This is a genomic window from Paenibacillus sp. FSL F4-0125 (assembly GCF_038008565.1).
In the GTDB taxonomy this organism is placed as follows: Bacteria; Bacillota; Bacilli; order Paenibacillales; family Paenibacillaceae; genus Paenibacillus_AQ.
The window spans coordinates 1,076,963-1,091,936 of the sequence record NZ_JBBOZJ010000001.1 but is presented as its reverse complement, the minus strand read 5'-3'; the positions used below and the strand labels follow the sequence as shown (position 1 = coordinate 1,091,936).

The 14,974-nt window shown below is 44.7% G+C and carries 13 protein-coding genes; 4 read left to right on the top strand and 9 right to left on the bottom strand.

Annotated features, from left to right (window positions below; genetic code table 11):
- Positions 1-17: 17 nt before the first annotated feature.
- Complete coding sequence (locus NST74_RS04795) at positions 18-989, top strand: helix-turn-helix transcriptional regulator (RefSeq protein WP_341110686.1); 972 nt, start codon at positions 18-20, stop codon at positions 987-989.
- A 122-nt stretch (positions 990-1,111) separates the two neighbouring features.
- On the opposite strand, the gene modB is transcribed toward NST74_RS04795, so the two are convergent.
- From modB to NST74_RS04770, 5 genes are all read right to left on the bottom strand, one after another.
- Positions 1,112-1,774: a molybdate ABC transporter permease subunit gene (modB, locus tag NST74_RS04790; protein ID WP_341110685.1), complete on the bottom strand. Its 663-nt coding sequence runs from the start codon at positions 1,772-1,774 to the stop codon at positions 1,112-1,114.
- Between the two features lie 34 nt (positions 1,775-1,808).
- Positions 1,809-2,597, bottom strand: coding sequence for a molybdate ABC transporter substrate-binding protein (gene modA / locus NST74_RS04785; protein WP_341110684.1), 789 nt, complete (start codon positions 2,595-2,597; stop codon positions 1,809-1,811).
- Positions 2,598-2,836: 239 nt separating this feature from the next.
- The gene (locus NST74_RS04780; protein WP_076119877.1) at positions 2,837-3,802 is read right to left on the bottom strand and encodes a helix-turn-helix transcriptional regulator; all 966 of its coding nucleotides are present in this window, start codon (positions 3,800-3,802) and stop codon (positions 2,837-2,839) included.
- Between the two features lie 199 nt (positions 3,803-4,001).
- Complete coding sequence (locus tag NST74_RS04775) at positions 4,002-4,688, bottom strand: hypothetical protein (RefSeq protein WP_341110681.1); 687 nt, start codon at positions 4,686-4,688, stop codon at positions 4,002-4,004.
- 192 nt (positions 4,689-4,880) lie between these two features.
- Complete coding sequence (locus NST74_RS04770; protein ID WP_076119875.1) at positions 4,881-5,567, bottom strand: M50 family metallopeptidase; 687 nt, start codon at positions 5,565-5,567, stop codon at positions 4,881-4,883.
- Positions 5,568-5,793: 226 nt separating this feature from the next.
- On the opposite strand from NST74_RS04770, the gene NST74_RS04765 reads away from it, so the two are divergent.
- Positions 5,794-6,261, top strand: coding sequence for a hypothetical protein (locus NST74_RS04765; RefSeq protein WP_341110679.1), 468 nt, complete (start codon positions 5,794-5,796; stop codon positions 6,259-6,261).
- A gap of 49 nt (positions 6,262-6,310) precedes the next feature.
- Positions 6,311-7,015 carry an AIM24 family protein gene (locus NST74_RS04760; protein WP_341110678.1) on the top strand — a complete coding sequence of 235 codons (705 nt, stop codon included), beginning with the start codon at positions 6,311-6,313 and terminating at the stop codon, positions 7,013-7,015.
- An 81-nt stretch (positions 7,016-7,096) separates the two neighbouring features.
- Here NST74_RS04760 and NST74_RS04755 read toward each other — a convergent pair whose 3' ends face one another.
- Entirely contained in the window at positions 7,097-7,552 is a 456-nt protein-coding gene (locus tag NST74_RS04755; protein ID WP_042124459.1) for a Dps family protein, read from the bottom strand.
- Positions 7,553-7,740: 188 nt separating this feature from the next.
- A complete protein-coding gene (locus NST74_RS04750) occupies positions 7,741-9,219 on the bottom strand; it encodes a potassium/proton antiporter (RefSeq protein WP_341110676.1) in 1,479 nt (492 codons plus the stop codon).
- 193 nt (positions 9,220-9,412) lie between these two features.
- Between NST74_RS04750 and NST74_RS04745 the strand changes: the two genes are divergently transcribed.
- Positions 9,413-10,480, top strand: coding sequence for a GNAT family N-acetyltransferase (locus NST74_RS04745; RefSeq protein ID WP_341110673.1), 1,068 nt, complete (start codon positions 9,413-9,415; stop codon positions 10,478-10,480).
- A gap of 99 nt (positions 10,481-10,579) precedes the next feature.
- Here the strand turns inward: NST74_RS04745 and NST74_RS04740 are convergent, their stop codons facing one another.
- Complete coding sequence (locus NST74_RS04740) at positions 10,580-13,285, bottom strand: discoidin domain-containing protein (protein ID WP_341110672.1); 2,706 nt, start codon at positions 13,283-13,285, stop codon at positions 10,580-10,582.
- 51 nt (positions 13,286-13,336) lie between these two features.
- Entirely contained in the window at positions 13,337-14,848 is a 1,512-nt protein-coding gene (locus tag NST74_RS04735; RefSeq protein WP_341110671.1) for a glycosyl hydrolase, read from the bottom strand.
- Positions 14,849-14,974: the final 126 nt, after the last annotated feature.

Below are 14,974 nucleotides of genomic sequence, written 5' to 3'. Positions count from 1 at the left end.
TTCTGGAGGCTTTTATCATGTCTGATAATACATCCTATACGGCTGAGGAAATTGCCCGCTTACTGAAGATCTCTAAATTAAAAGTATATGACCTGATCAAAAAAGGGGAGCTTCCCTCCTACCGTGTAGGAAAACAGATGCGAGTCGATCAATCCGATTTAGAAGCTTACAAACAAAATACCCGGAGTGGCATTGCGCCATCGACATTACCACTGACTTTTGCTGGGGCGAATCTAACTCAAGTTGCCTCACATTCTGGCCACGTTAACAGTAAAGCTGCAGGACAGAGCCTCGTGATTACGGGTCAGGATATGTCACTCGATATTCTAGCCACATATTTGGAACGTTCCTTGCCTACTGAGCGTCCACTTCGTTCCTACGCGGGCAGTCTCGATAGTTTAATTGCCATGTATCATGGAGAATCGGACATCGTCAGTACCCATCTGCTCGACGGCGATACTGGAGAATATAACCTTCCCTATATCCGTAAAATACTTGTGGGCTTCCCTTATGTTGTAGTCCGTCTGTTGACTCGAAGTGCAGGATTATATGTTCAAAAGGGAAACCCTAGAGGTCTCCATGAGTGGTCTCATCTCCAACAGGATGGACTTACACTGATCAATAGAGAACGAGGCGCAGGCGCACGCGTGTTATTGGATGAACAACTTCGATTGCACGGCATTCCTGCTGCAAGCCTATCCGGATATGAGCAGGAAGAGAATAGCCATTTAGCGGTCGCTGGTAAAGTGGCACGAGGAGAAGCCGATGTGGCCATCGGTACCGAAAAAGCTGCTAAAATTGTCGATGGCATTGATTTCATCCCCTTGATTCAAGAGTGTTATGATCTCGTAATGCTAAAGAAACCGGAGCATGAGCAGTGGATCACCGCCGTGATTGATATTTTGCGCTCGCCAGCCTTTCAAAGTGAGCTTGCGTCCATTCACGGATACGATCTCACGGAAACAGGGACGATTATTTACGAGACTTGATAAAAAGGGACATCCATTGAAAGTACAAAGGAGCTATTCTCCAAATTACCGGAGAATAGCTCCTTTATTTTTCTAATGATTGATGGAGTAACAGTTCGCGGAGCGGCTTCTCACGCCGCAAATTAAGTACGCCGGTTCACAAACATCAACATCACAGCAGACATAACAATGATAGAGCACACCCACATCCAAGCAAGCGTCATGTTGCCGCCATCCACCGCGACATAGATCGCTGTAGGAACAGTCTGCGTACGGCCAGGAATATTACCAGCTACCATGATCGTAGCACCGAACTCTCCTAGCCCTCTAGCAAAACCCAGCACATACCCTGCAGCTAGTGAGCGACCTGCAAGGGGCAATGTGACATATCGCAGTACCTGAAGTTCACTCGCTCCCTGTGCACGCGCCGCATCTTCAAGATCCGCTTCCACGCCTTCAAAGCCCGCCTTCGCCGTGCGGTAGACGAGAGGAAAGGCTACAACAACCGCGGCGATAACCGCAGCCCCCCATGTGAAGAGAATCGTATGCTCCGTCATCTGTTCATACCATCTGCCAATCCAGCTGCGTCGACCTAAAACGACTAACAGAACAAATCCTACAACGGTCGGCGGCAATACGAGAGGGAGTAGCATTACAGTCTCAACCAAGCTATAACCTGGGAATTTCCGACCTGCCATAGCCTTCGCTGCAGCTGTTGCCAGAATGAACACAATAATACTGGTAATTACTGATATTTTAACGGAAAGCCATACCGGGGCGAAGAAATCAGTCCAGTTTATTTCCATCCTTATTCACCCCGCTTCTACTCATGATTTCATATTAAGGAAGCAAGAAGCCATAGCTTGTAAAAATATCACTGGCTTCCTTGCTCTGAAGATAACTGTAAAATTCCTTAGCTTCCTTCTGATTCTTCGAATTCTTCACGATACCTGCCGGATAATTAATGGCTTTGTGAACATGCGGACCCACGGTAAGAGCAATCTTCGTCTTCTTTGAAGTCAATGCATCTGTCTTATAGACAAAGCCTGCATCGACATTCCCCGTTTCGACGTAAGAAAGAACCTGACGGACATCCTTCGCGAATACAAGCTTGTTCTGCAGCGTATCCCATACCTTCTTCGCAGTTAACGATTGCTGAGCGTATTGGCCTGCGGGTACAGATTCAGGCTGTCCTACCGCTATCTTCTTAAACGATTTGTCTGTAAGTTGAGTGATCGTATTTAATGAAGCTTTTGAATTCGAAGGGACGACCAGAACCAACTGATTCTTAAGCAGCACCTTATGGTCAGAGATCAGTCCAGCATCCACTAACGCATTCATCTGTTTATCCCCGGCAGAGAAGAATAGATCAGCCGGAGCACCTTGTTCAATCTGCTTCTGTAATGTGCCGGATGCAGCATAATTAAAGACCAAATCAATATCGGGATGCTTCTTCTCATAGAGAAGCGCCATTTTATCTAAACTATCCTGCAAGCTGGCTGCAGCCGATACAATAATCTCTGTCTTCTTGACGGCTGCCTCTACCTCTACCACTGCGCCCGCAGATAAATTCACAACCAAAAAAATTGCTAATGCACCAAAGATCCGGATTGACCATTTCTTAAACATTTCCATTCCTCCCATTTTCATATGTATATATGTAGATGCTATTCTAGCATACGTTTTTTCGATTTTCTATAGATTGAGTTGTGTTTAGTTATGTTTAGTTATATATTGTTATGATTAGAGAGTTATAAAGGATTACATCTTCGACCTACTCGCAAAAAAAGGATGCCTCCGGCAACCATTTAAATGGTTGCACAAGCACCCCATCTTTCGAATTGAACGAAGGTCAAATGAGCGTATCACTATTTATAGTGCGAACTCCATTTTTCCAACTGCTGCCTGATTACTTCACGATAATAGTACGGTTCAATGATTTCCGCTTCCTCTTCAAATCTCTTAATCCAGCGGACAAATCCTATATCTTGTTCCACTGAAACCTTAAAGTGAAAGCATCTAGCTTGACGATCCACTTTACTTGGCTTAAAAGGCAATTCGTCCTTCTTAATTCCTTCCATTATCCGTTCCGAGAATTTCACTTTGAATTCTACCTGTAAACTATCCCGATCGAGTGACCATTTCTGCTTCATAAAGGCCTGCACATCAAATGCTTCCTTCGAAAAAAAACGATTTAATGGCTTCACATTAGAAAAATCGTTGATATGATATGTACGAATAACACCCTGGCGATGACAAAATCCTATGAGATGAAAACGACTTTCCAGCGGGACCAGACAATAAGGATCAATGGTGATCCCTTTCTCTTCTAATGCATTTTCACTATAATTCGCTTGTATACTCTTTTGCTTTAATAAAGCTTCCAGGATCGGAGTAAGAAAAGAGTGTTGTTCCATCTGCGAACTGTGCCTTTCAGCCCACCCCACCCCTACTTCTCTTCTTGCACGTTCTATTGTTTCTTCTCTCTCCGCCTTCCGTTTATATTCAGCTGCGACTACTTTTTCATATGCGCTTTCAAAATCTATAGGTAGTACCGGTTTTATATCTTCCATAATATAGCGTAATTGCGAAAATGCGGTTGCTTCTTCTTCCGACCAATCCAAGGGATAGAGTGCAAAATTCCCAATAAAAGCATAACCTTTTCCATGCCCCAGGTGGGTTATGGGAATATGCATGGCGCTAAGCGCGTCCATATCCCGGTATATCGTTCTCTCGCTGTTGCCGCAGCGTTCCGCCAATTCACGGGCTAATATCCCTGGCTTGGCTTGAACAAGTGTAATAATGCGCATCAGTCGGATTAATCGGTCTGTCATATTCAGTTCCCCTTGATTTATGGTTAAATAGACCCATTATTTTATGAAAAAAAGTAAATTTGTGATAGAACTTTTTTACTATGTTACCACATTTTATATTACAATTCTTCTGAATATTTTCCGCCGAATCCGCTTAAAAATCCAATTTATGTATAGGTCTTTTTTCGTCTATGTGCATCCCCTATCAGCGTGTCCTATATTAAATTCCACCAACGGCTTTACTACGAAGCTGATGCTCGAAACCTATTTGTTTATACAACATTTCGGCCTCTTTCAGCAGCAAAGGATCTCCAGAGCGTACCGCGAGCAGCAATAGCTTATCCGCATGACGATTGAGCTTCTCCTGAGCTTCACTATACTGTCCTTTATTTCGTAACGCAGCAGCCTCCTCAACTGTTTCAGACGTCTTTAGCAATTCCAGATGCTTCTCAACATAAAAGCAGCAAGTATCGCTCAGAATGCGGGTATGATGCGCGTACTCCAGCTCAAGCACCTTCACAGGGAGTTCACGAACACGCTCTACAGTTGGCTTTTTATACTTCCATTGTAGGGAGAGCGCCTCATATTTACCGGCTACAGAACTAGAGGTACTGAACTCCAGCCCTATGAATTTGCGTTGTCCTGTTTTTATTTTGCCAAGTTTAAGCAAGAGAGAATGACCTTCTCCAGCCTCCATCTCACATCCATAACAGCGCTTAAAAGTTAGATGCGGCTCAAGCCAAACTTGTAGTTCAATATCACGTGCTACCACCTTATGGCTCGTAGGTCGGCTATGTTCTGAAGGCATATTTCCTTTCCATTCGACAAGCAAAACAGCATCGCGATTGCCACCTGCAAAAATACGATCTTGACCCCACGTAAATGTAGGATGAATACTTTCCATCATATTTTCCACCTCTTTCTTTTTTTGGGTCTTCTATTAATGTACCAATAATGGCGGACAACTCCATGTCATGGAATGTATGTTCGGTTCTATATTATCGACAAAAAAAGAGCCATTCTACATACTAAGTAGACTGACTCTCACAAAAATAACCCCTTTTGTCTGTTTATGACGAAAATTTTAAGCTTTTTATCTTTAACGGCTCTGAAGTTTAGGCTGCACTCGTTCCCGCTTAAAAAATAGGCCCAGCGCCCATTTGGCGCAAAGCAGAGAAAACATAAAAAATAGGATTGCCCAAAATATGGCCGGCACCGATGTCATCCTTGCCAGATTACTGGCATCTCCCGCGCGAGAAGGAGATACAGCGGCCGCGTATACCAAAAATAAACTCCCCATTACAGACTCTTCCAAGGTCAAAAAAGCTAATAACAGATAATAGAATTTGCTGGCCTTTTTCCAAACCACCAGCATTAAAACGTTCAGCGCAATAAACCCACTCAACCACGTCATTCCGAAGCTTCCCCGAACGTACATTAACAGCATTATCAATGCAACCGTAGTAGCCAAGATAAGGCCCCAATCATGCCGTCCTTTACTATAGAGATAGAAGAGCAGCAATGCGAATAAGGATGCCAGCAAATAACCGGACAGCGATACCAAAATCGCTCTGCCTCCATCTTGAATAGCTGAATAAGTGACACCGCTATGGTCCGCGTATAGTTCAATCCGCAGCACACTGCCTGACAACAGTAAAGTCACAAGCGCATGACCAAATTCATGTATCATCGTGTCTAAATTCCGAAACAAAGATGAGAACGGAATCAACCTCGTCAAAAAAGCAGATCCGACCAAAAATAACATTGTCTTAAGCCATTTATTCATTTCGCAGCAGCCCCTTCCCGTCCAAAGTATACGATAAATAGTCCCTCTTCTCAATCATGAAGACTCCGCCAAATAGAGCTCTATAAGGAAGTGCAACATCGTATCTAGCAGGCAAATATTACTGACACTAGATACACCATTCACGCTTAGCGTACGCTGTCAGAAGCTGTCAAGCTGTGTTAAAATAAAAGAAATAAAAAGCCTAAATCAGGTGGTGATTATATAGATGAAACAACATAAATACCGTAAATATCTACAGCTGTTATGTTCGCTCCTGCTTCTGCTGACCGTTTCCATAGCTCTTCCAGCCCCAGTAGCAAAAGCCAATATATTCAGTGATATCTATAATGGATTCAAAAGTTTCTCTGAGCTTCCAAACGAAGTCAATGAATTGAAAGAAGGATTTCAGCAGACAGCAGAAGAGCTACAGCAAGCTAAAGATAAGCTTTCGAATACCATGCAGGAAATGGAAGCCTACCGTACACAGAACGAAGCCCTGCAGGAACAGAATCGCCAACTGACGCAGATGGTTGATGCATTGCAAAATGACCGGACCGCACGCGAAGAATATTTTCATAAAATTAAAGTGACTATTTTTACGGGGATCGGTCTGATTCTAGGGTATTTTATACTCATCCGTATTATCCGTTTCAGCATGCTTCACCGTTCTAGAAAAGGAGACCGTCTGCGCTAATCTTGAACATTTAGTAAAGATAACGCCTACAGCATGAGGGAGATGAAATATGAACATCGATGTCCAAGATGAAAGCGACAGCGGGAGCGGACAAGCCGTAGCCTTCACTCTCGTGGAGAAGGAAGAGGTTCATGTGCTGCACCCACAGCAAATTATCGCTTATCAAGGGCCTGCCACTGGACGAGCAGACAGATTTATGGATGTGAAGGGCATCTATCGCAAGCAAAAGTTAATTCGTTCAGATATGTCTGGTCCTTGCCATTTTGTCGCCGCCCTTCCACCGGGTTATCGGGTAAAGATTCTACATCTTGATGGTAAGAGCGATTTGTTGTACGACTTTAAACATCTCTTCTTCTACAGTGAAGGAGTTACGATGAATACACGGGTACTGAGTATGAAGAATGTGCTCGTTACAAGAGATATTGTGAAGGTTAAATTTACGGGTAATGGTATCATTGGCATACTGACTGAAGGAACGGTTTGTGAAGCTGAGCTTCATCCGTACAATCCACTCTATGTGGATGCAGGCAGCATAATTGCCTATCCTGAGAACGCGAAGCTGGAGCTTACCGTTTACGGCAACCATTTAGCTAGCCAGCATATGAGTTATCACTGGAAGATGACGGGCCATGGACCTGTGCTTTTTCAAGCTGGGCGCCAGAATCGCCGATTTGAAAGAGATAATAACGATGATGGTATTATTAAACGATTCCTGCGCGAAGCCGTGCCATTTGGTGGAGTATTTATTAAATAGAAGTATTCAAAAGAAAGAGCGCCATGCGTTAACGATACGCAGGCGCTCTTTGTATGTTCTATCCCTTATAAGGAGATTGTCTTAACCGATAAAAGCATTCAGCATCCAAGCATGTTTCTCAATGCTGCTTCTGATGCCAATCAACAGATCCGCAGTTGGTTGATCACCTAGTTCTTCTGCAGCTGCAATTGCTTCTTGCAGTTCTTTAGCAACCGTCTTAAAGTCTCTAACGAGCTCGAGCACCATACCCTTAGCATCTTCGCCACCGCGTGCTTCTTGTAGGTCGGACAGTTCAAGATATTGCTTCATCGTGGAGGCTGGTTGTCCACCAATAGAAAGCAAACGCTCAGCCAAATCATCCGCATAACCTGCAGCTTCATTGTATAACTCTTCAAACTTCTCATGCAGTGTAAAGAATTGTGATCCGCTAACATACCAGTGATAATGATGAAGCTTTACTCCGAGCAGGAACCAGTTTGCGGTTTGGCGGTTCAATGCAGCTTGCAGTTCAGTATGGCTCTTTAGTTGTGTTGTCATTAATAAAACCTCCTATGGTTCATTTATTATAATTGTATTTAGACTCGTTCTAAATCTATATACAATTTAACACACTCTTTTGCGTTTTGCAACTATTCTGGAGATTATATATATTGTGCCGATTCTAGCACAACTTATGTTATTAGGCCTATTATGTGTGTCACACTTTGGAAAAAAGGCCCTCTTCTTTAGATTAAAGAAACATCCTCCTCCGCGGTCTTTCCTTTTCTACTGCGGAAGAAAGCCCTCATCTCATCGCGTTTGCTCTTTGGACTTAGTACATACACAGTATCCCCAGGCTCAATAACAGTACTGCCATGAGGGGTGACAATCTTTTTGTTGCGGATAATTGCCGTAAATAAGATATCGTCTGGCAGACCTATTTCTGAAATTTTCTGTCCAGCAATCGGCATATTAGGATTAATTCCAATATGATTGAACTCCGAGTCTGTCTTGCCAAGAGCAACCAGCTCCATGAGTGAAGGCTGATCTGAATCTTCTTGCCCCACAAGCTTCAATCGGGAAGCTAGCGGTGAAATACTAGTTCCCTGAATCACCGCCGAGGTCAGCACGACAAAGAATACAACATTAAAGAATAGTCGTCCGTGTGGCAGATCAGCCAGCAGCGGATAAGTCGCTAACACAATCGGAACGGCTCCACGCAGTCCGGCCCAAGAAATCAATGTCTTTTCACGAATTGAGAATTTGGAAAAATGCAGGCTTATAAATACACCGATTGGCCTTGCTACAACCATCAGAATGACGGATAACAAGATGCCTTGCCAAGCCACTTCCGCCAGTTCCTGAGGAAATACTAACAAGCCCAGCAGGATGAACATGAATATTTGCATCATCCAAGCAAAGCCGTGACTAAAATTCATAATGGTACGGTGATACATGAGCTCGGAATTGCCAAGAGTAAGGCCCATAACATAAACAGCCAGCAATCCGCTGCTGTGTACCCATGCAGATAAACCATAGGTCAGAACAGCAAAACCAATAGCCATTACCGGATAAAGACCTGTTGAATCCAGATTAATTCGATTGATGCAGTAAACTGCGATCTTACCCAGCACAAAACCCAGTACTAAGCCAATTCCCATCTCCCATATAAAAGACAACACAAGCCCCCATATCGCGATATCCGGATGCTGTATCCATTCGATCAGCGATACGGTTAAGAAAACCGCCATTGGATCGTTACTTCCTGATTCCGCTTCTAGCGTAGAGGTCAAACGTTTATCAATGTTCTTACCGCCAAGAACCGAGAAGACTGCAGCCGCATCTGTCGATCCAACGATCGCTCCAAACAGAAAGCTTTCTGCCCATGACACATCGAGAATTAGCTTGGCGAATACTCCTACGATGACTGTCGTCATTATTACGCCTACCGTTGATAAGGATAATGCTGGACGAATAACAGGCTTAATATCCTTAATATTCGTCTGCATCCCCCCCTCGAATAGAATGACAACCAATGCGAAGATCCCGGCCATTTGTGTTAAGGAAGCATTGTTAAAAAAAATAAATTGGCTCAGCACCATCCCCGCAGCAAGGAACAGCACTAAAGCCGGCATTCCAAATTTAGTGGAGAACTTAGTGGAAAATACGCCTACAAGCAGGAGCGCAGCCAGTAATAATATAATATTATCTGCAAGTTGGGACACCGATTATTCACTTCCCTTTCACTTCTAGCTTAAAATATTAGAAGCTTCCTTATTTATGTACTTTATTACCCTTATCCATATCCTTTTGAGACATTGAATAATATAAACAAGATTGGAGATTTCATTCCCCTGGCCTTATACTTTATGTAAATGCTTTCTCCCCATCGTGTGTACATATAGGAGGCTGAATGTTATGCAATTGAGATTAATTAAACCTGCGGAGCTGGATCAAGCAGCTCTGCTTGCAGATTCCATCTTTCGTGAACCGGGTGCCATTTCAATGAAAGAACTGTTTCCACTTATTTTCCGCCCGGGGCTCAGTCATTCGTATGCGGCTATTACCGAGGACGGAACGGTTGCAGCTTTCATGGGACTCGTACCCTCTACGATCAAAACTGGTGATGCTATTTTGAATGTATTCTCCATAGGTGCGGTCTGCACCGCCCCTGCATTTCGAGGACAAGGACTAGCCGGTCAGCTACTGGAGAAATGCCAGGCCCATGCTGCGGAAGCGGACGCATCGCTGATTTTTGTCTCGGGTGATCGCTCACTGTACACCCGAGCAGGATGCGTACCGTTCGGAGGTACGCAATTTGCCGAGCTGAACGAAGGCTCGGCTAAGGCACTTGCAGCCGCAGCAGGGGAAGAATGGACGCTGCGGCCGATGCAGCCGGGCGACTTCTTCGCCGTCAACCGGCTGCTGAATGAACGCGAAACCGGACATGTGTATAGTCCGGGTGAACTGGCGCTGCTGCTGGGGACCGAGGCTTACGCGGGTGTGCTGGGCTTAGCCCAGCGTACACTCGTAGCCGTTCGGGACGGCAGCATCGAGGGGTTCGCCGCGGTGGCTGTGCCAGCGGCGGCAGATGTGCCCGCGCCGAGCACGGCGACGGCGGTGGAATGGGCCGGCCAGCCGAGCGCGGTAGCGGCGCTGCTGGCTAAGGCGGCACTGTGCGGCGGCGTAGGCGCGCTGCAGGTGCCAGTGCCGTGGCAGGAGCGCGGCTTGCTCGCGCTCCTGCGTGAGGCCGGCGCCTCCTCAAGCGCCGGCGCGAACAGCGGGACGGTCTGCATCGCAGACCGGGCAGCGCTTTTGCGGCAGATCGAAGGCTGCCGCAAGGGTCACGACTTGTCGTCCGTGCAGGACGACAAGGAGCTGATATCGCTGCTCTTTGATCCAGCAAGTCCGCTTCACACCTCTGATTCCTCAGGGGAGTCAGAGGCAATTCCCTTACCTTATATGTCAGGTCTCCATTTTATTTAGAAGCAATTTAAAGCATAAAAATAACCTCTGTGAGAGAATTGTCTCGCAGAGGTTATTTAGTATGCGCTATAAATGATTACATAAATTCAAATGGTACCCTTATTCTCTGGAATACACCTGAAGCTCTTGAATGGACCAATAATTCCCGCCAGCTCCGTTCTGTACAATCTTGATATACCTCGTCTTCACTTTAGAGAAGGATATCTTAGTAAGCTCTTTCGTGCCTTTTCCAGAGGTAAGTTTGTTCCAGTTCTGAGCATCGTCAGAAATATAGACCACATAGTCTCTTGGATAATCAAAAGGTGAAAGCGTGCTATCCAAATCTATTCTTTCAATTTCATGTGCTTCACCCAGATCAATCTGAAAATACTCTCCGGAAACCTGATGTTTCCCCGTATCCCAGCGCGTGCGCCGATCCCCATCGATGGCAAGACTCGGAGCTGAGGCTGCCGTATTCACATTTGAGGTTACCTTCCATTTCGTACGATCCAGAGGAATCAGTCCGGTGGCTGTAATCTGAACTTTATCGGACAGTAAATTGGAGCCAGATACCCTTACCGCGTAGGTATATAACGTCCCTTCACGTAAATTATGATCCGTATATTCTGTAAGCTTCACATCAGTGGCTGCTACCTTCATTTCCCCACCGCTACCTTCAGCACGAAGCAGCTCGTAGCTTGCTCCCGGTGCCTCCAGCCAATTTAATTTCACAGATAAACCTTTTGTTGCCGCGGCTTTGAATCCCTTAGGCGCCGACGGTTTTACTTCAGAGGAAGGCTGCAAAATATACTGTACAGCCTCTCCCGGAGCAAGTTTCTCCGTAAAGGTTAACGTGGGAGTAGCCTTTTTCCCTGTCACATAACTTCTTGCTTTTTCATACGTATCCCCGTTTCCAAAGCGTTCCCCTTCATATATAACGTTTTTAGGCATAGTCACATTTACACTCACGGTCTGCGGAGTAGACTCAAAGTTAACGAAATTAACCAGTACCTTATTCGAGGTCGCTCCGCTTCCCGCAAGAGGCTTCAACGTGGAAGTATCCACGGCCCGAACATAAACCAGCTTGTCGGCTAACACATCTTTATTTGCAACTTGATAAGTTAATGGAGCTCCATGCGTAGCATAAGCAAGACTAAGCCTTCTCATGATGCTGACACGTGAATCCTCATTTTCTTTTGTATAATAAATCTCTGTGGTCGCCGGATCATGTTCTTCTAAATTAAACCCGTATTTGAATAAACTGAAATCCTTAAAAAAAGCAGCATGCTGCACAAACATATCCGCATAACCGATATGTGCACGCATGATCCGATCGAATACCGCCGCTGTCGGCTCCGTTGCCCCGTATTGATAGGCGTCCACATGACTGTCCGAGGTACCAAATTCAGTGGTCAGCATTTTTTTGCCGAGTCCATTGTCTGCGCCAGCGAAAGTCTTCAAATTCTCAGTAAAGCTTCCCCCGTTACTAAAAATATAAGAGTCGCCGTACGAGTGTCCATTGGTCAAATCCGTAACCTTCTCCAACTCCATACGCTGCTCTGGATCACGTTCCCATCCATCCGGATCTCCACATGCCTTCTCAGTTCCCTTCTGATTTCCGCAGGAGTCCTCACTGTAGCCCGGCCAATACGCCCAGCCCGGAGCAACAGTTTGTAAATGGGGCGCGATTTGCTTGCCCTTTTTATTTAGCCAGTCCGCAATCGCCAAATTTACTGCCTTAGAACGATTGAATAGCCCTGGCTCATTATCTACCTCATAGTATTGAAAATAGGGACTATATTGTTCAAAATAATCTGTCAGCTTTTTCTCCGCATCAGCAGGCAACGATCCATCTGTCTTAAGCTTGATATCACCAGTATGCAAATACAGAGCAACCGCCTGCATGTTGTAATCCTGCAATACCTTGTAATATTCCATCATATTTGAGCAGGATCTCCCCACATCACTAGCACAGCTAGTACGCATCACATTACCGCTATAAGCCATACCTAGCCATTTGATAACATAAGGCAAGTGCGTAACTGCACCTTCATCAAAATAAAACTGCTTATTATTCACTACTGTTCCGGTCAGAGTATAGCTGCCATGAATAGGCTCGGAAATTGGAGCGTTAAGAGACTCTAAACGGAGATTATCCCATGTCCACCAGGAATATTCGTCTTCTTTGTCACTGCAATATAAACAGCGAACCGTTTGCAGCTTCAATTCGTTCGATCCTATCTTTAATTGCTCCTTGGGGATATATAATTCATAGGTCTTTTGAAAGCTATATTTACTTTCTGTGCCAGCAACGCCCGCAATTTGAATGATGCCCGACAATTGATGATTGGAAAACACACTCATTTGCGGCACAGATTTATAAGCGTCTAGAATACCTACGCTAAATAAGACCCCGTTCTCCGGGATCTTATTTAGCTGATATGTGATCGTTAATTCCGGCTGGGTCTTTCCATTCAAACCTGCAGGCAAGCTCTGAAGAGCCGATGATTTGAGCACTGAAGAAGTAACATTAAATTCCTTCTTGCTGCCGGAAGTGCCACTCGCAGCGAATTCAGCTGCTGAGCCATCATGTTGTCCCAGATTCCAGATCACAGTACCATCCGGTATTTCTGCTGCAAGATCACTTCCTGTAGACAGTCTCGGTATATTGGCACCTACCTTATAATCGTTCGTTCTATTCGTTCCGAAAACTGAGACAGACAACAGAAACAAGACGGTTAATGCGGCGAATTTTAATAATAACAGTAATGGTTTGTTTGCCGATATCTTATTTTTTCTATTAGATATTCTCCTCGTTATTCCCATCCATAGGTCCTCTCTTTCTTTCGGAATGTCTTGCCCTATCATTTCATTAGATTAAGGAAGGTACAATGCCCCTTGTGGAATCACCTGCTGCTTCTGGCTGGAACTCTCCCATAGCAAGCGAAGATTGGCATCCCCTTCATTCTCATAATATTCAATTTGGATATCATAAAGCGTTCCGGCTGTGAGCGGGATACTTCCTTTATGAAGGGTTGCACTTTGATTTTTCCAATTGTCGATAATCAGCTTTCCGTCAATCCAGACACGGACTCCATCATCAGAGGATGCCGAAATCATATATTTTTCACTGAATTTGGGTTTGAGTTTCCCTTTCCAGCGTACAGAAAAGTGATCTTCATTTATCTCTGATGCAGGTGACCCACCATGCCAATTAAAATCAATCTTACGGTCATCGCGGATAAGCACCGGTTCTCCCTCTAAATCAGTATTGTTATAGTATTCTCCAGTTAAACCCGTTGGGGTTACCGGTGCTATCGAAGGGACTTCTGTTGTGAGAACATAATCCTCTCTCGATACTGTAAACGAGTTATTCATGAAGCTTTTGATGGATTGTGGCGTATTATTTTCTGTCAGCAATTTGCCCCAGGTCATCATATAAACCCATTTATTTTGTTTGTTGGTTAATACATCCGGGTTCGGCAGCTGTCCACTCTCCCCGATTCCGATAGGTTTATCTTCAGCAAGTGTGAGCAGGTCCTCATAGTAGGACTGCTTATAATCATTATTGTAGATATCCGCAGCCAGAACATCGACTTTATCTGCACCGGGATAATAGGCGGCATAAGAATCTGCCCATTCATTCGGCGCGTTTGGATTCCACACCCAAAGTAGATTATTCAGTTTGTGTGTGTTTACAAAACGATCATAGACAATATTCCAAAGCGCTGAAAAATTGTCCTTTTTCCCCCACCAAAACCAACCGCCATTCATTTCATGATAAGGTCGCCATAAGACTGGAACTCCAGCATCACGCAGTTGTTCTAAATATCCAGCGATCTCATCTAGATCAGAGATTAGACTCTTATACTGAGCCGTCCCAGGCGTAACATAAGCATTAAACTTTTCTTGACTGAGACTTCTGTTTACATTGGACCATTCTGGAGAAGTTCCTGGCAAACTCTGATGGAATGTCATGGCTACAATGCCACCCGTTTGATTCCACTCCATTGCACTGTCAATTACTGCTTGCCGCTGTTCGGCGATTGTCCTTTTGGATTGATTATTAATCGCTCCCAATTCATAACCATGTAGAACGGCATTTTGTCCCGAAGTATTCTTCAGCTTATGAACCAGTTCATCTGGACTTTCTAGATAATCATGCTGACCAGACAGGATACCTTTGCCACGTAGATTCACCAAATTACTCAACAGTTGCTTGGCTTCTTCAGAAGCTGATGGATTGCTTGGTATAGCCGGGGGAAGAGAGGAAGAAACACTCATAGCCTTCGGAAGACTCTTAACCTCTCCCCAAGGCAGCAAGGAAAAAATAATAAACACCGGTAATATAGTAAACAACAATCTGTTTTGCTTATAATATTTACGCAAATAAATCCTCCTTTCGGTAGCTGTACTGCCTCCACAGGTAATAAATAAACATACCTGTTATCGGACAATCGTCTTCTGACCTAATGAGGACTATAGCTTAGTAGCTCTGCAATAACGCAGAGCTAC